The organism is Cronobacter universalis NCTC 9529 (genome assembly GCF_001277175.1).
GTDB classification, from domain to species: domain Bacteria; phylum Pseudomonadota; class Gammaproteobacteria; order Enterobacterales; family Enterobacteriaceae; genus Cronobacter; species Cronobacter universalis.
Genome location: NZ_CP012257.1, coordinates 3,890,645 through 3,906,473, shown reverse-complemented (window position 1 = coordinate 3,906,473; position 15,829 = coordinate 3,890,645). Strand labels below are relative to the sequence as shown.

20 protein-coding genes are annotated in these 15,829 nt (G+C 54.7%); 17 read left to right on the top strand and 3 right to left on the bottom strand.

Going from position 1 to position 15,829, the window contains the following annotated elements:
- Positions 1–12 precede the first annotated feature (12 nt).
- Entirely contained in the window at positions 13–1,923 is a 1,911-nt protein-coding gene (locus tag AFK65_RS18065; protein WP_007702549.1) for an ABC transporter ATP-binding protein, read from the bottom strand.
- 123 nt (positions 1,924–2,046) lie between these two features.
- On the opposite strand from AFK65_RS18065, the gene kefG reads away from it, so the two are divergent.
- The 4 genes from kefG to slyD all read left to right on the top strand — a co-directional run bounded on the left by kefG (position 2,047) and on the right by slyD (position 5,303).
- A complete protein-coding gene (kefG, locus tag AFK65_RS18060; RefSeq protein WP_007702547.1) occupies positions 2,047–2,601 on the top strand; it encodes a glutathione-regulated potassium-efflux system ancillary protein KefG in 555 nt (184 codons plus the stop codon).
- Positions 2,601–4,406 (top strand): glutathione-regulated potassium-efflux system protein KefB, encoded by a 1,806-nt coding sequence (kefB, locus tag AFK65_RS18055; RefSeq protein ID WP_038858771.1) that lies wholly within the window; start codon positions 2,601–2,603, stop codon positions 4,404–4,406. The genes kefG and kefB overlap by 1 nt, the downstream gene beginning before the upstream one ends.
- Before the next feature lie 11 nt (positions 4,407–4,417).
- The gene (locus AFK65_RS18050) at positions 4,418–4,618 is read left to right on the top strand and encodes a YheV family putative zinc ribbon protein (protein WP_007702538.1); all 201 of its coding nucleotides are present in this window, start codon (positions 4,418–4,420) and stop codon (positions 4,616–4,618) included.
- Between the two features lie 94 nt (positions 4,619–4,712).
- The gene (gene slyD / locus AFK65_RS18045) at positions 4,713–5,303 is read left to right on the top strand and encodes a peptidylprolyl isomerase (RefSeq protein ID WP_007702535.1); all 591 of its coding nucleotides are present in this window, start codon (positions 4,713–4,715) and stop codon (positions 5,301–5,303) included.
- Positions 5,304–5,358: 55 nt separating this feature from the next.
- Here slyD and AFK65_RS18040 read toward each other — a convergent pair whose 3' ends face one another.
- Entirely contained in the window at positions 5,359–5,577 is a 219-nt protein-coding gene (locus AFK65_RS18040; RefSeq protein ID WP_007702532.1) for a SlyX family protein, read from the bottom strand.
- Positions 5,578–5,789: 212 nt separating this feature from the next.
- On the opposite strand from AFK65_RS18040, the gene fkpA reads away from it, so the two are divergent.
- From fkpA to bfr, 11 genes are all read left to right on the top strand, one after another.
- Positions 5,790–6,620 (top strand): FKBP-type peptidyl-prolyl cis-trans isomerase, encoded by an 831-nt coding sequence (fkpA, locus tag AFK65_RS18035; RefSeq protein ID WP_007702529.1) that lies wholly within the window; start codon positions 5,790–5,792, stop codon positions 6,618–6,620.
- 175 nt (positions 6,621–6,795) lie between these two features.
- Positions 6,796–7,518: a helix-turn-helix transcriptional regulator gene (locus AFK65_RS18030; protein ID WP_004386612.1), complete on the top strand. Its 723-nt coding sequence runs from the start codon at positions 6,796–6,798 to the stop codon at positions 7,516–7,518.
- Positions 7,518–7,904, top strand: coding sequence for a sulfurtransferase complex subunit TusD (gene tusD / locus AFK65_RS18025; protein WP_007702523.1), 387 nt, complete (start codon positions 7,518–7,520; stop codon positions 7,902–7,904). The genes AFK65_RS18030 and tusD overlap by 1 nt, the downstream gene beginning before the upstream one ends.
- Positions 7,904–8,263 carry a sulfurtransferase complex subunit TusC gene (tusC, locus tag AFK65_RS18020; RefSeq protein ID WP_007702520.1) on the top strand — a complete coding sequence of 120 codons (360 nt, stop codon included), beginning with the start codon at positions 7,904–7,906 and terminating at the stop codon, positions 8,261–8,263. Before tusD ends, tusC begins: the two co-directional genes overlap by 1 nt.
- A gap of 8 nt (positions 8,264–8,271) precedes the next feature.
- Entirely contained in the window at positions 8,272–8,559 is a 288-nt protein-coding gene (gene tusB / locus AFK65_RS18015; RefSeq protein ID WP_007702514.1) for a sulfurtransferase complex subunit TusB, read from the top strand.
- A 126-nt stretch (positions 8,560–8,685) separates the two neighbouring features.
- Entirely contained in the window at positions 8,686–9,060 is a 375-nt protein-coding gene (rpsL, locus tag AFK65_RS21380) for a 30S ribosomal protein S12 (RefSeq protein WP_000246815.1), read from the top strand.
- Positions 9,061–9,156: 96 nt separating this feature from the next.
- Positions 9,157–9,627 carry a 30S ribosomal protein S7 gene (gene rpsG / locus AFK65_RS18005; RefSeq protein WP_001138042.1) on the top strand — a complete coding sequence of 157 codons (471 nt, stop codon included), beginning with the start codon at positions 9,157–9,159 and terminating at the stop codon, positions 9,625–9,627.
- 94 nt (positions 9,628–9,721) lie between these two features.
- Positions 9,722–11,836 carry an elongation factor G gene (gene fusA, locus AFK65_RS18000; protein WP_015742711.1) on the top strand — a complete coding sequence of 705 codons (2,115 nt, stop codon included), beginning with the start codon at positions 9,722–9,724 and terminating at the stop codon, positions 11,834–11,836.
- 67 nt (positions 11,837–11,903) lie between these two features.
- Positions 11,904–13,088: an elongation factor Tu gene (gene tuf / locus AFK65_RS17995; RefSeq protein WP_007872666.1), complete on the top strand. Its 1,185-nt coding sequence runs from the start codon at positions 11,904–11,906 to the stop codon at positions 13,086–13,088.
- A gap of 177 nt (positions 13,089–13,265) precedes the next feature.
- Complete coding sequence (bfd, locus tag AFK65_RS17990) at positions 13,266–13,460, top strand: bacterioferritin-associated ferredoxin (protein ID WP_007702510.1); 195 nt, start codon at positions 13,266–13,268, stop codon at positions 13,458–13,460.
- A gap of 65 nt (positions 13,461–13,525) precedes the next feature.
- Positions 13,526–14,002 (top strand): bacterioferritin, encoded by a 477-nt coding sequence (gene bfr / locus AFK65_RS17985; RefSeq protein ID WP_007702509.1) that lies wholly within the window; start codon positions 13,526–13,528, stop codon positions 14,000–14,002.
- Positions 14,003–14,005: 3 nt separating this feature from the next.
- Here bfr and AFK65_RS17980 read toward each other — a convergent pair whose 3' ends face one another.
- Positions 14,006–14,473: a prepilin peptidase gene (locus AFK65_RS17980; RefSeq protein ID WP_007702506.1), complete on the bottom strand. Its 468-nt coding sequence runs from the start codon at positions 14,471–14,473 to the stop codon at positions 14,006–14,008.
- Positions 14,474–14,855: 382 nt separating this feature from the next.
- Here AFK65_RS17980 and rpsJ point away from each other — a divergent pair, with 382 nt between their 5' ends.
- Together rpsJ and rplC are read left to right on the top strand one after the other, a co-directional pair.
- Positions 14,856–15,167, top strand: a complete 312-nt coding sequence (gene rpsJ / locus AFK65_RS17975; RefSeq protein ID WP_001181005.1) for a 30S ribosomal protein S10 — start codon at positions 14,856–14,858, stop codon at positions 15,165–15,167.
- Between the two features lie 32 nt (positions 15,168–15,199).
- Positions 15,200–15,829, top strand: coding sequence for a 50S ribosomal protein L3 (rplC, locus tag AFK65_RS17970; RefSeq protein WP_007702502.1), 630 nt, complete (start codon positions 15,200–15,202; stop codon positions 15,827–15,829).

Genomic DNA, 15,829 nt, shown 5'->3' with positions numbered 1-15,829 from the left:
GTTCGCGCCCGGCTACTCGCTTTGTAGCATCGCTTCCAGTTGTTCCTGCGCGTCCAGCCACGCCATTTCGCACTCTTCCAGCGCCGCTTTGGTCTTCGCCTGCGTTTGCAGACACTCATTCATCTCCGCTTTGCGAGCCGGATCGTAAATGGCGCTGTCGGCGAGCTTCTCTTCGACGCCCGCAAGCGTGGCGTTGAGCTTTTCCATCTCTTTTTCCAGACGGGTTATCTCTTTACGCAGCGGCTGCGTTTGGGTGCGCAGCTCCGCCTCGCGGCGCTTCTGATCTTTGCGCGCCTGCGCGCTATTGCCGTTGTCTTTCTCGCGGCTGGCGTCGTCGCCCTGGCTCTCCTGCTTCTGCACGTCGCTCAGCCACTGCTGGTAATCGTCCAGATCGCCGTCGAACGGTTCGACTTTGCCGTCGTGCACCAGATAGAGATCGTCGGTGGTGGAGCGGATCAGGTGACGGTCGTGCGAGACCACCACCAGCGCGCCTTCGAATTCGATCAGCGCGTCAGTCAGCGCCTGGCGCATGTCGAGATCCAGGTGGTTGGTCGGCTCATCGAGCAGCAGCAGGTTAGGGCGCTGCCAGACGATCAGCGCCAGCACCAGCCGCGCTTTCTCGCCGCCGGAGAACCGCTCGGTGGCTTCGGTGACTTTATCGCCCTGGAAGCCGAAGCCGCCGAGATAGTCGCGCAGCTGCTGTTCGGTTTCACGCGGGGCGATGCGCGCCAGATGCTGCAACGGCGATTCGTCGGCGCGTAAAAACTCCAGCTGATGCTGGGCGAAGTATCCGAGCTTAATGCCTTTGGCGAGCCCGATATCGCCGCTGACTGGCGCAAGTTCGCCCGCCAGCAGTTTAATCAGCGTTGATTTGCCTGCGCCGTTGCGCCCCAGCAGACCGATGCGCGAGCCGGGCACCAGGTTGAGCTTGATGGAGTTCAGAATGATGCGCTCGCCGTAACCGGCGCTGACTTTTTCCATTTTAAGCAGCGGGTTGGGCAGGCTTTCCGGCGCGCGAAAGCTGAAGTGGAACGGGTTGTCCACATGGGCAGGCGCAATCAGCTCCATGCGCTCCAGCATTTTGATGCGGCTCTGCGCCTGCTTCGCTTTGGACGCTTTCGCTTTAAAGCGATCGATAAAGCTTTGCAGGTGCGCGACGCGCTGCTGCTGGCTTTCGTATGTCGCCTGCTGCTGGGCGAGACGCGTGGCGCGCTGGCGCTCGAACGAGCTGTAGTTGCCGGTGTACTCGAACATATTTTGCTGTTCGATATGAATGATTTTGTCCACCACCGGATCCAGGAAATCGCGGTCGTGCGAGATAAGGATCAGCGTGCCGTTATAGCTTTTCAGCCATTTCTCCAGCCAGATGACCGCATCGAGATCGAGGTGGTTGGTCGGTTCGTCGAGCAGCAGCAGATCGGAGCGGCAAATCAGCGCCTGCGCGAGGTTAAGACGCATACGCCAGCCGCCGGAGAAATCGCTCACCGGACGCGTCAGCTGTTCGTTGCTGAAGCCCAGCCCGTGCAGGAGGCTCGCGGCGCGTGAGCGAATGGTCCAGGCGTCGATGGCGTCCAGCTTGCCATGCGCCGTGGCGATGGCGTGACCGTCGTTGCGCTCGGTGGCGTCGTTCAGTTCGCGCTCAAAGGCGCGGTATTCGCGATCGCCGTCAATTACATATTCCAGCGCGGGCTGCGCGAGCGCGGGCGTTTCCTGATTCACCCAGGCGAGCTGCCAGGTGCCGGGGTAGGTGAAACTCCCGCCGTCGGCGCTAATCTCGTTTTTCAGAAGCGACAGGAGCGTGGATTTGCCGCAGCCGTTTTTGCCCACCAGGCCCACTTTCTGACCCGGATTGATCGTGGCGGTGGCGTTGTCCAGCAGCACGCGAGTGCCGCGACGAATTTGTAACGAGGAGAAAACAATCATAAGGCGCCGTAGATTCAGACTATGTTAAATTGTCATTATATTCATGTAACGTGATGCTTTGGGCACCGCGTGGGGCCGCCATGGTAGCCCAAAATAGTAACAATGACGACGCCCTGGAGGGGAATGATGTCACAGACAGCGAAAGTTTTGCTGCTGTATGCCCATCCGGAATCTCAGGACTCGGTGGCCAACCGGGTTTTGCTTAAGCCGGCTCTGCAATTACCAAATGTCACGGTGCATGACCTCTATGCCCACTATCCCGATTTCTTTATTGATATCAGCCATGAGCAGGCGTTGCTGCGCGATCATGATGTGATTGTTTTTCAGTTCCCGCTTTACACCTATAGCTGTCCGGCGCTGCTGAAAGAGTGGTTCGACCGCGTGTTGAGCCGCGGTTTCGCGAGCGGCGTGGGCGGCAATGCGCTTGCCGGCAAATACTGGCGCTGCGTTATTACCACCGGCGAGCCGGAGACGGCTTATCGCCCGGACGGGTTTAACCGCTATGCCCTGACCGACATCCTGCGGCCTTTCGAGCTAACCGCCGCCATGTGCCGTATGTACTGGATGACGCCGCTGATTATTTACTGGGCGCGGCGTCAGTCGCTTTCCGAACTGGCGTCTCACGGCCACGCGTATGAGCGCTGGCTGGCGGACCCTTTAACGCCGGGAGGCTTTTGATGGAAGGTTCGGACCTGCTGCTGGCAGGCATTCTGTTTCTTTTCGCCGCGGTAGTGGCGGTGCCAATCGCGGCGCGCCTGGGCATCGGCGCGGTGCTGGGCTATTTGCTGGCGGGGATCGCCATCGGCCCGTGGGGGCTTGGCTTTATCAGCGACGTCGACGAGATCCTGCACTTTTCAGAGCTGGGCGTCGTGTTTCTGATGTTCCTGATAGGGCTTGAGCTGAATCCGTCAAAACTCTGGAAGCTGCGGCGTTCTATTTTCGGCATTGGCGCAGCCCAGGTGCTGTTAAGCGCCGTGGTGCTGGCGGGCCTCCTGATGCTGACCGATTTCGCGTGGCAGGCGGCCGTGGTGGGCGGCATCGGCCTTGCGATGTCGTCGACCGCGATGGCGTTGCAGCTGATGCGCGATAAAGGCATGAACCGCACCGAAGGCGGCCAGCTAGGGTTCTCTGTGCTGCTGTTTCAGGATCTCGCGGTGATCCCGGCGCTGGCGATGGTGCCTCTGCTGGCGGGCAATGGCGATGAGCATCCTGACTGGCTGAAAATCGGCATGAAGGTGCTGGCGTTCGCCGTGATGCTGGTGGGTGGGCGTTATCTCCTGCGCCCGGTGTTTAGGTTTATTGCCGGTTCCGGCGTGCGCGAGGTGTTTACCGCCGCCGCGCTGCTGCTGGTGCTCGGCTCCGCGCTGTTTATGGATTTGCTGGGGCTTTCTATGGCGCTCGGCACGTTTATCGCCGGCATTCTGCTGGCTGAAAGCGAATATCGCCACGAGCTGGAAATCGCTATTGAGCCCTTTAAAGGCCTGCTGCTGGGGCTCTTTTTTATCTCTGTCGGCATGGCGCTGAACCTGGGCGTCCTCTATACCCATATTCTGTGGGTCGTGATGAGCGTGGTCGTGCTGGTGAGCGTCAAGATGGCGGTGCTGTATGGCCTCGGGCGTTTTCAGGGCCTGCGGCGCACCGAACGGTTGCCGTTCGCGGGCGTGTTGAGCCAGGGCGGGGAGTTCGCCTTTGTGCTCTTCTCCAGCGCCTCGTCGCAGAAGCTTTTCCATAATGACCAGATGGCGCTGCTGCTGGTGACGGTGACGCTTTCGATGATGACCACGCCGCTGGTGATGAAAGGCATCAACCGGCTGCTGGCGCGTCACTTCAACGCTCAGGACGAGCACGATGAAACGCCTTATGTGGAAGATGATAAGCCGCAGGTGATTATTGTCGGCTTCGGACGTTTCGGGCAGGTGATTGGCCGCCTGCTGATGGCCAACAAAATGCGAATTACGGTGCTGGAGCGCGATATCAGCGCGGTGAACCTGATGCGTAAATATGGCTACAAGGTTTACTATGGCGACGCCACCGAGCTTGAACTGCTGCGCGCCGCCGGGGCCGAATCCGCAGAGTCTATCGTCGTGACCTGCAACGACCCGGAAGACACGATGCGCATCGTGCATCTCTGCCAGCAGCACTTTCCGCAACTGGAAATCCTGGCGCGGGCGCGCGGGCGCGTTGAAGCGCATGAGCTTCTTCAGGCGGGCGTAAAGCAGTTTTCACGCGAGACGTTCTCCAGCGCCCTGGAGCTTGGGCGCAAGACGCTGATTTCGCTTGGGATGCATCCGCATCAGGCGCAGCGCGCGCAGCTTCATTTCCGGCGCCTTGATATGCGCATGCTGCGCGAACTGATGCCGGTGCATACCGATAACGCGCAAATCTCCCGTGTACGCGAGGCGCGGCGCGAGCTGGAGGAGATTTTCCATCGCGAGATGCAGCAGGAACGACGCCAGCTGGACGGCTGGGACGAATTTGAATAGAAGGTGAACCTATGGCTGTGCGTAAACGTTTTATTGCCGGGGCCGTCTGCCCGAAATGCCAGGCGCAGGATTCTCTCGCCATGTGGCGTGAAAATCAGGTCGATATCGTCGAGTGCGTAAAGTGCGGGCATCAGATGCGCGAGGCGGATAAAGGAGTTCGCGAGAAGGTTCGCAAAGATGAGCAAGTCATAGGGATTTTTTATCCCGACTAGCGAGATGCCCCAGGTTTCTTTAAGCTAAAGGGTACACAGGCGCCGAATTGGGCTACAATCGGCGCCAGTCTTTTTTCCTCACTCAGGAGATATCATGAAAGTAGCAAAAGACCTGGTGGTCAGCCTGGCCTATCAGGTACGTACAGAAGACGGTGTATTGGTTGATGAGTCTCCGGTGAGTGCGCCGCTGGACTACCTGCATGGTCACGGCTCCCTGATTTCCGGCCTGGAATCTGCGCTGGAAGGTCACGATGTTGGCGATAAATTCGACGTGAACGTAGGCGCCAACGACGCTTACGGCCAGTACGATGAAAACCTGGTGCAGCGCGTACCGAAAGACGTCTTCATGGGCGTTGATGAGCTGCAGGTCGGCATGCGTTTCCTGGCGGAAACCGATCAGGGCCCGGTACCGGTAGAAATTACCGAAGTGGGCGACGACCATGTCGTGGTTGACGGCAACCACATGCTGGCGGGCCAGAACCTGAACTTCAACGTAGAAGTTGTTGCTATCCGCGAAGCGACCGAAGAAGAACTGGCCCATGGCCACGTTCACGGCGCGAACGGTCATCATCACGACCACGATCATGACCACGATCACGACGGTTGCTGCGGCGGTCACGGCCATAGCCACGACCACGAGCACGGTAAAGGCGGTTGCGGTAACGGCGGCTGCGGTTGCCACTAAGCCTGATAAAAAAGGGGCGCTCCGGCGCCCCTTTTTACTGCCCGCGGTTTACCTGTCAGTAATGCGGCGGCGGCGTTTCTTCCGCCTGCGATGCGATCATTGACGGCTGCGAGGCTTTGATTTTCTCCACCATAATTTTGAGCTGTTCGCGCATCTTCGCCAGCTCCAGCTCATGCTTTGTGATGGCGGCGTTTAAGTCCTCAATGGTGGTTTCCTGGAACGCCAGCCGGCTTTCCAGCTCAGCGATGCGGTGTTCAGTCGATTCGTTTTGCATGATGTTTCCCCCTTTGCGTCGCGATTCTACGCAACTTTTCCGGATTCTGCCGGGTTGCTTCATCAGAAAGAAACTTATTTAAACAAATTAAGTCTGAAATAACGCCCGAAACGGAAAAGTGGTTATGTTGATTTCCGCTGTGACGTTTTATAGTACGACTTTCGTTTTTAAGATAACCCTGGGGTGAGAGGCCCCAACCCTGGAGATAATGGATGAAATCACTGTTTAAAGTAACGTTGCTGGCGACCACGATGGCTGTGGCGTTCAACGCGCCCCTGACTTTTGCTGCGCCAGCCGCGCAGCAGCAGAATAATACTGCTGCCGCTGACAGCAAAGCCGCATTCCAGAACGACGATCAGAAATCGGCTTACGCGCTGGGTGCTTCGCTGGGCCGTTACATGGAAAACTCCCTGAAAGAGCAAGAGAAACTGGGCATCAAACTGGATAAAAACCAGCTGATCGCTGGTGTCCAGGACGCGTTTGCCGATAAGAGCAAACTCTCTGACCAGGAAATCGAGCAGACTCTGCAGGCTTTCGAAACTCGCGTGAAAGGCGCCGCTCAGGCGAAAGTCGAGAAAGACGCGACTGAAAACGAAACGAAAGGCAAAGCCTTCCGTGACAAGTTCGCCAAAGAGAAAGGCGTGAAGACCTCTTCTACCGGCCTGCTGTATAAAGTAGAGAAAGAAGGCACCGGCGCTGCGCCGAAAGAGAGCGACACCGTTGTGGTTAACTACAAAGGCACGCTTATCGACGGTCAGGAGTTCGACAACTCTTACAAACGCGGCGAGCCGCTCTCTTTCCGTCTTGACGGTGTGATCCCGGGCTGGACCGAAGGCCTGAAAAACATCAAGAAAGGCGGCAAAATCAAGCTGGTCATCCCGCCTGAGCTGGCTTACGGCAAAAACGGCGTTCCGGGTATTCCGGCTAACTCCACTCTGGTGTTTGACGTAGAGCTGCTGGATATCAATCCGGCGGCGAAAGCAGACGCCGCGCCGAAGGCCGCCGCAGGCGATAAAGCGGACGACGCCGCCAAAGCGAAGTAACGCTTCGCAGACCGCCGCCTCCGGGCGGCGGTTTTTTTTATCCAGGCCACGTATAATAAAAGCTGGCTAGTGTTGCGCCCGCTGTATTACTTTAGCGAGTTACGTAACAACTGAATGATGAGTCTGCCCAGACCTTGAGAGACGACAGGCTCGCTGTAAAGGGTGGTATGTTTTCATGTCCAATTCGCTATTAACCAATGAGGCCAGCGAACTCGATCTGCTGGATCAGCGTCCTTTCGAACAGACCGACTTTGATATTTTACGCTCCTATGAAGCGGTCGTGGACGGGTTAGCGATGCTCATCGGCTCCCACTGTGAAATTGTGCTGCATTCCCTGCAGGATCTGAAATGCTCGGCCATCCGCATCGCCAACGGCGAACATACGGGGCGTAAAATCGGCTCGCCGATTACCGACCTGGCGCTGCGTATGCTGCACGATATGACTGGCGCTGACAGTAGCGTGTCGAAGTGTTATTTCACCCGCGCGAAAAGCGGCGTGCTGATGAAATCGGTGACTATCGCCATCCGTAACCGGGAGCACCGCGTGATAGGCCTCCTGTGCATCAATATGAACCTCGATGTGCCATTCTCCCAGATTATGAGCACCTTTGTGCCGCCGGAAACGCAGGAAGTGCCGTCTTCCGTAAACTTTGCGTCGTCCGTTGAAGACCTGGTGACCCAGACGCTGGAGTTCACCATTGAAGAGGTTAACGCGGACCGCAACGTCTCGAATAACGCCAAGAACCGTCAGATCGTCCTCAACCTCTACGAGAAAGGCATTTTTGATATTAAAGACGCGATTAATCAGGTGGCTGACCGGCTGAATATCTCCAAGCACACGGTGTACCTGTACATCCGCCAGTTTAAAAACGGCGATTTCCAGGGGCATGAACGTTAATGCGCTTTGCCCTGATGGTTACCGGCCCGGCCTATGGCACGCAACAGGCGAGCAGCGCCTTACAATTTGCGAAAGCGTTACTGGCGGAAGGCCATAGCCTTGAGAGCGTCTTTTTTTATCGGGAAGGGGTCTATAACGCTAATCAGCTCACATCGCCCGCGAGCGATGAGTTCGATCTGGTGCGCGCCTGGAAACAGTTGCACGATGAAAACGGCGTCGCGCTGCACATTTGTGTGGCGGCCGCGCTGCGACGCGGCGTAACGGATGAAAATGAAGCGCGAACGCAGGGGCTCCCTGGCGCGAACCTTCAGCCGGGGTTTCAGCTGAGCGGTCTGGGCGCGCTGGCCGAAGCCGCGCTGACCTGTGACAGAATGGTAGAGTTTTAATGAAACAGGTGGCTTTTGTCTTTACCCAGGCGCCCCATGGCACCGCGGCGGGCCGTGAGGGACTCGATGCGCTGCTGGCGATGTCCGCGTTAACGGAAGAGATTGGCGTCTTTTTTCTCAGCGACGGCGTTTTTCAGATTCTGACAGGCCAGAATCCTCAGGCAATCCTCAGCCGCGACTATATCGCTACGTTTAAAGTGCTGCCGTTATACGATATTGAGCGCTGTTATATCTGTCGGGAATCGCTGCGGGAGCGCGGGCTTAGCGAAGAACACGCGTTTGTGATTGATGTCGAGGCGCTGGACGCCGGCGCGCTGCGCGAACGCCTCAACGATTACGACGTCGTGCTGACTTTTTAAGGAACGCCATGCTGTATACGCTTTCTCGCTCGCCCTGGCAGTCCGACATCCACGCGCTGCTGCGCCTTGTATCTCCTGGCGACGATCTTCTTCTGATGCAGGACGGCGTGGTCGCTGCGCTTAACGACAGCCGCTATCTCGCCGCGCTGCTGGCGTCGCCCGCCCGGGTTGCCGCCTTACACAACGATGTGGAGGCCAGAGGTCTTTCCGCTCAAATTTCGAGCAGCATCGACACGATTAGCTATAATGAGTTCGTCAAACTTACCGTCAAGCACGCAAGCCAGATGGCCTGGTAACGTGCAAACGCTGTATATTTCTTGACACCCTTAAAGCACAGCCCTAAAATTCCGCGTCCTCATATTATATGAGGGCGATTTATTACGTGTTTACGAAGCAAAAGCTATAAAACCAGGAGCTATTTAATGGCAACAGTTAACCAGCTGGTTCGCAAACCTCGCGCTCGCAAAGTTGCTAAGAGCAACGTGCCGGCGCTGGAAGCTTGCCCGCAAAAACGTGGTGTATGTACCCGTGTATATACCACCACTCCGAAAAAACCGAACTCCGCACTGCGTAAAGTATGCCGTGTTCGTCTGACTAACGGTTTTGAAGTGACTTCCTACATTGGTGGTGAAGGTCACAACCTGCAGGAGCACTCCGTGATCCTGATCCGTGGCGGTCGTGTTAAAGACCTTCCGGGTGTTCGTTACCACACCGTGCGTGGCGCGCTTGACTGCTCCGGCGTTAAAGACCGTAAGCAGGCTCGCTCCAAGTATGGCGTGAAGCGTCCTAAGGCTTAATGGTTCTCCGTTAAGTAAGGCCAAACGTTTTAACTTTAATGTCAAACTAAACTCGTAGAGTTTTGGACAATCCTGAATTAACAACGGAGTATTTCCATGCCACGTCGTCGCGTCATTGGTCAGCGTAAAATTCTGCCGGATCCGAAGTTTGGATCAGAACTGCTGGCTAAATTTGTCAATATCCTGATGGTAGATGGTAAAAAATCTACTGCAGAATCAATCGTATACAGCGCGCTGGAGACCCTGGCTCAGCGTTCTGGTAAATCTGAACTGGAAGCTTTCGAAGTCGCTCTCGAAAACGTGCGCCCGACTGTAGAAGTTAAGTCTCGCCGCGTTGGTGGTTCTACCTACCAGGTTCCGGTTGAAGTCCGTCCGGTTCGCCGCAATGCTCTGGCAATGCGTTGGATCGTTGAAGCTGCTCGTAAACGCGGTGATAAATCCATGGCTCTGCGCCTGGCGAACGAACTTTCTGATGCTGCAGACAACAAAGGTACTGCAGTTAAGAAACGTGAAGACGTTCACCGTATGGCAGAAGCCAACAAGGCGTTCGCACACTACCGCTGGTAATCCCTGCGGCATGTTAGTCACCAGACGGGCGCTTCAGGTAAGCCGCCCGCTCTGGGTAACTTATCCTGAACGCCTAAGGCAATAGAGGAATCAAATGGCTCGTACAACACCTATTGCACGCTACCGTAACATCGGTATCAGTGCGCACATCGACGCCGGTAAAACCACTACTACCGAACGTATTCTGTTCTACACCGGTGTAAACCACAAAATCGGTGAAGTTCATGACGGCGCCGCAACTATGGACTGGATGGAGCAGGAGCAGGAGCGTGGTATTACCATTACCTCCGCTGCGACTACCGCATTCTGGTCTGGTATGGCTAAGCAGTATGAACCGCACCGTATCAACATCATCGACACCCCGGGGCACGTTGACTTCACCATCGAAGTAGAACGTTCCATGCGTGTCCTTGACGGTGCGGTAATGGTTTACTGCGCAGTTGGTGGTGTTCAGCCGCAGTCTGAAACCGTATGGCGTCAGGCAAACAAATACAAAGTTCCGCGTATTGCGTTCGTTAACAAAATGGACCGCATGGGCGCGAACTTCCTGAAAGTTGTTGGTCAGATCAAATCCCGTCTGGGCGCGAACCCGGTTCCGCTGCAGCTGGCGATTGGCGCTGAAGAAGGTTTCACCGGTGTTGTTGACCTGGTGAAAATGAAAGCCATCAACTGGAACGATGCAGACCAGGGCGTAACCTTCGAATACGAAGATATCCCGGCTGACATGCAGGACCTGGCTGACGAATGGCACCAGAACCTGATCGAATCCGCTGCTGAAGCTTCTGAAGAGCTGATGGAGAAATACCTGGGCGGTGAAGAACTGACTGAAGAAGAGATCAAAAAAGCTCTGCGTCAGCGCGTTCTGAACAACGAAATCATCCTGGTAACCTGCGGTTCTGCGTTCAAAAACAAAGGCGTACAGGCGATGCTGGATGCGGTAATTGATTACCTGCCATCCCCGGTTGACGTACCTGCGATCAACGGTATCCTGGACGACGGTAAAGATACTCCGGCTGAGCGTCACGCTAGCGATGAAGAGCCGTTCTCCGCACTGGCGTTCAAAATCGCTACCGACCCGTTTGTTGGTAACCTGACGTTCTTCCGCGTGTACTCTGGCGTGGTTAACTCTGGCGATACCATCCTGAACTCCGTGAAATCCGCACGTGAGCGTTTCGGCCGTATCGTACAGATGCACGCTAACAAACGTGAAGAGATCAAAGAAGTTCGCGCAGGCGACATCGCTGCGGCTATCGGTCTGAAAGACGTGACCACCGGTGACACGCTGTGTAACCCGGATCACCCGATTATTCTGGAGCGCATGGAGTTCCCTGAGCCGGTAATCTCTATCGCGGTTGAACCGAAAACCAAAGCTGACCAGGAAAAAATGGGTCTGGCTCTGGGCCGTCTGGCTAAAGAAGACCCGTCATTCCGCGTATGGACTGACGAAGAATCTAACCAGACCATCATCGCGGGTATGGGTGAACTGCACCTCGACATCATCGTTGACCGTATGAAACGTGAATTCAACGTTGAAGCGAACGTCGGTAAACCTCAGGTTGCTTACCGCGAAGCGATTCGCGCGAAAGTTACCGATGTTGAAGGTAAACACGCCAAGCAGTCTGGTGGTCGCGGTCAGTACGGTCATGTTGTTATCGACATGTACCCGCTGGAGCCGGGCTCAAACCCGAAAGGCTACGAGTTCATCAACGACATCAAAGGCGGTGTAATTCCTGGCGAATACATCCCGGCCGTTGATAAAGGCATCCAGGAGCAGCTGAAGTCTGGTCCGCTGGCTGGTTACCCGGTTGTTGACATGGGTGTTCGTCTGCATTTCGGTTCTTACCACGACGTTGACTCCTCTGAACTGGCGTTTAAACTGGCAGCTTCTATCGCCTTTAAAGAAGGCTTTAAGAAAGCAAAACCAGTTCTGCTTGAGCCGATCATGAAGGTTGAAGTAGAAACTCCGGAAGAGAACACTGGTGACGTTATCGGTGACTTGAGCCGTCGTCGCGGTATGCTGCGTGGTCAGGAATCCGAAGTAACTGGCGTTAAGATCCACGCTGAAGTTCCGCTGTCTGAAATGTTCGGATATGCAACTCAGCTGCGTTCTCTGACCAAAGGTCGTGCATCATACACTATGGAATTCCTGAAGTATGATGATGCGCCGAACAACGTTGCTCAGGCCGTTATCGAAGCCCGTGGCAAATAAGCCGCAGGGTTAAAACCAAAGTCCCGTGCCCTCTCGGCGAGGGGGCACTATAGTAAGGAATATAGCCGTGTCTAAAGAAAAATTTGAACGTACAAAACCGCACGTCAACGTCGGTACTATCGGCCACGTTGACCATGGTAAAACTACCCTGACTGCTGCCATCACTACCGTTCTGGCGAAAACCTACGGTGGTTCTGCTCGTGCATTCGACCAGATTGATAACGCGCCGGAAGAAAAAGCTCGTGGTATCACCATCAACACCTCTCACGTTGAATACGACACCCCGACTCGCCACTACGCGCACGTTGACTGCCCGGGCCACGCCGACTATGTGAAAAACATGATCACCGGTGCTGCTCAGATGGACGGCGCTATCCTGGTTGTTGCTGCGACTGACGGCCCGATGCCGCAGACCCGTGAGCACATCCTGCTGGGTCGTCAGGTAGGCGTTCCGTACATCATCGTGTTCCTGAACAAATGTGACATGGTTGATGACGAAGAGCTGCTGGAACTGGTTGAGATGGAAGTGCGTGAGCTGCTGTCTCAGTACGACTTCCCGGGCGACGACACCCCGATCGTTCGTGGCTCTGCTCTGAAAGCGCTGGAAGGCGACGCAGAGTGGGAAGCGAAAATCATCGAGCTGGCTGGTCACCTGGATTCCTACATCCCGGAACCGGAGCGCGCGATTGACAAGCCGTTCCTGCTGCCGATCGAAGACGTATTCTCCATCTCCGGTCGTGGTACCGTTGTTACCGGTCGTGTAGAGCGCGGTATCATCAAGGTGGGTGAAGAAGTTGAAATCGTGGGTATCAAAGACACCGCGAAATCCACCTGTACCGGCGTTGAAATGTTCCGCAAACTGCTGGACGAAGGCCGTGCGGGCGAGAACGTAGGTGTTCTGCTGCGTGGTATCAAACGTGAAGAAATCGAACGTGGTCAGGTACTGGCCAAGCCGGGCTCCATCAAGCCGCACACCAAGTTCGAATCTGAAGTGTACATTCTGTCCAAAGACGAAGGCGGCCGTCACACTCCGTTCTTCAAAGGCTACCGTCCGCAGTTCTACTTCCGTACGACTGACGTGACTGGCACCATCGAACTGCCGGAAGGCGTAGAGATGGTAATGCCGGGCGACAACATCAAAATGGTTGTTACCCTGATCCACCCGATCGCGATGGACGACGGTCTGCGTTTCGCAATCCGCGAAGGCGGCCGTACCGTTGGCGCGGGCGTGGTTGCTAAAGTTCTGGGCTAATTGCTTAAGAGCTGAAAAGGGCGCTTCGGCGCCCTTTTTGTTTTATAAGGGAAAGTAGCCTGGCTGCTATTTTTCCACGCATTAAATGCTTCTTACCAGATAAAAGTCCGTTCAGGCCTCGTTGTAATCATAACCATTCTCATTTACACTCTGTGCATAAACTGAACGGGAGTTATCATGTACGTTTGTTTGTGTAATGGCATCAGCGATAAAAAAATACGGCAGGCGGTACGCCAGCACCATCCTCAGTCCTTCCAGCAGTTGCGTAAATTTATGCCGATCGGGAATCAGTGCGGTAAATGTGTCCGTGCGGCGCGTGAAATTATGCAAGACGAGCTCATGCAAATACCGGAATACCAGGAAATTGCATAACCTGAGATTTTGACTTCCTCGCCAGCCCATCTACGCTTCATGTAGTGGAAGCGGAGGGAAACAAAATGAAAGGTGATATCAAGATAATAAATTATCTCAATAAATTATTGGGAAACGAGCTTGTCGCAATCAATCAATACTTTCTCCATGCGAGAATGTTCAAAAACTGGGGCCTGATGCGCCTCAACGATGTTGAGTATCACGAGTCCATTGATGAGATGAAGCACGCCGATATTTATATCGAGCGTATCTTATTCCTTGAAGGTATCCCCAACTTGCAGGATCTGGGCAAGTTACACATAGGCGAAGATGTAGAAGAAATGCTGCGCTCCGATCTCACGCTTGAGATGGAAGGGGCAAAAGATCTGCGTGAAGCGATCGCCTATGCAGACTCGATTCATGACTACGTCAGCCGGGATATCATGATCAAAATCCTGGAAGATGAAGAGCACCATATCGACTGGCTGGAAACCGAGCTGGATCTTATCGGTAAAATTGGTCTGCAGAATTACATTCAGTCCCAGATTAAAGAGCAAAGCTAACGTTCACAGATTCTCTATCTGGAACATGGCGCCACCGCACACCAATCCCGCTATCGCCAGGAACGGCCCAAAAGGTAGCGGGGTTTTACGTAAAAGAACCTTTCCGTTTGTATGGTGAAGCAGCACGGCGGCAATAAGCCCAAGTACAGACGCGATAACGAGCAGCAGGCCAAGCATTTGCCACCCGTGCCAGGCGCCCAACGCCCCCAGAAATTTTAGATCGCCATATCCCAGCCCTTCATGCCCGCGCAGCCAGCGGTAGGCCCAGTAGAACAACCATAATGAAACGTATCCGGCCAGCGCACCAGTAACAGCATCCGCCAGACGTTGCGGGTGAAAAATAAGATGATAAGAAAGGCCTAGCCAGAGGAGGGGACAGGTGAGGCTGTCAGGTAACAGACCATCACGCATATCCCTTACCATGAGCACGGCGTTAAGCAGCACATATCCCAATATCCATATCGTTAACATTTTTCTCCCCTGCAGTAGTACCCTCACTTAAGAACTCGCAAAATACGCTTTGCACAACGCAGTACAACCGTCTTCTTTCATCAATGCGTATGGTTTTCCAGTAAAACAATTCAGGGCATACAGGCGTTACATAAGAATGCGAGGCAGCGCGGAAGAATGTTTAATTTCTAATCAGCGCTTGCGTCGGCGTCAGATTTACGTATAATGCGCGGGCTGTCGTTAATGACGGCTGGTTCGATATGAACCCTGATAGCTGCCGTTTGGCTATCAAACAATGCTCCCAATCGGGGAGCTACGTAAGAACGATTACACTCTCCCATCAATCGTAATGGGTACGAGGAGTAATCATTTTCGTCTATAAAATAATTGGAGCTCTGGTCTCATGCAGAACCAAAGAATCCGTATCCGCCTGAAAGCGTTTGATCATCGTCTGATCGATCAATCAACCGCGGAAATCGTCGAGACTGCTAAGCGCACTGGTGCGCAAGTCCGTGGTCCGATCCCGCTGCCGACCCGCAAAGAGCGCTTTACTGTTCTGATCTCCCCGCACGTTAACAAAGACGCGCGCGATCAGTACGAAATCCGCACTCACAAGCGTCTGGTTGACATCGTTGAGCCAACCGAGAAAACCGTTGATGCTCTGATGCGTCTGGATCTGGCTGCCGGTGTAGACGTGCAGATCAGCCTGGGTTAATCAGGTCATTGAGCGATTGAGAGGTTGAAACAATGATTGGTTTAGTCGGTAAAAAAGTGGGTATGACCCGCATCTTCACTGAAGAAGGCGTTTCTATCCCAGTAACCGTAATCGAAGTTGAAGCAAACCGCGTTACTCAGGTTAAAGACCTGGCTAACGACGGCTACCGCGCTGTGCAGGTTACCACCGGTGCTAAAAAAGCTAACCGCGTAACTAAGCCGGAAGCGGGTCACTTCGCTAAAGCTGGCGTAGAAGCTGGCCGTGGTCTGTGGGAATTCCGTCTCGCTGATGGCGAAGAATTCACTGTAGGTCAGAGCATTAGCGTTGAGCTGTTTGCTGAAGTTAAAAAAGTCGACGTAACTGGCACCTCTAAAGGTAAAGGTTTCGCCGGTACCGTTAAGCGCTGGAACTTCCGTACCCAGGACGCTACCCACGGTAACTCCTTGTCTCACCGCGTTCCGGGTTCTATCGGTCAGAACCAGACTCCGGGCAAAGTGTTCAAAGGCAAGAAAATGGCAGGTCAGCTGGGTAACGAACGTGTAACTGTTCAGAGCCTGGACGTAGTACGTGTTGACGCTGAGCGCAACCTGCTGCTGGTTAAAGGTGCTGTCCCGGGTGCAACCGGTAGCGACCTGATCGTTAAACCAGCTGTGAAGGCGTGA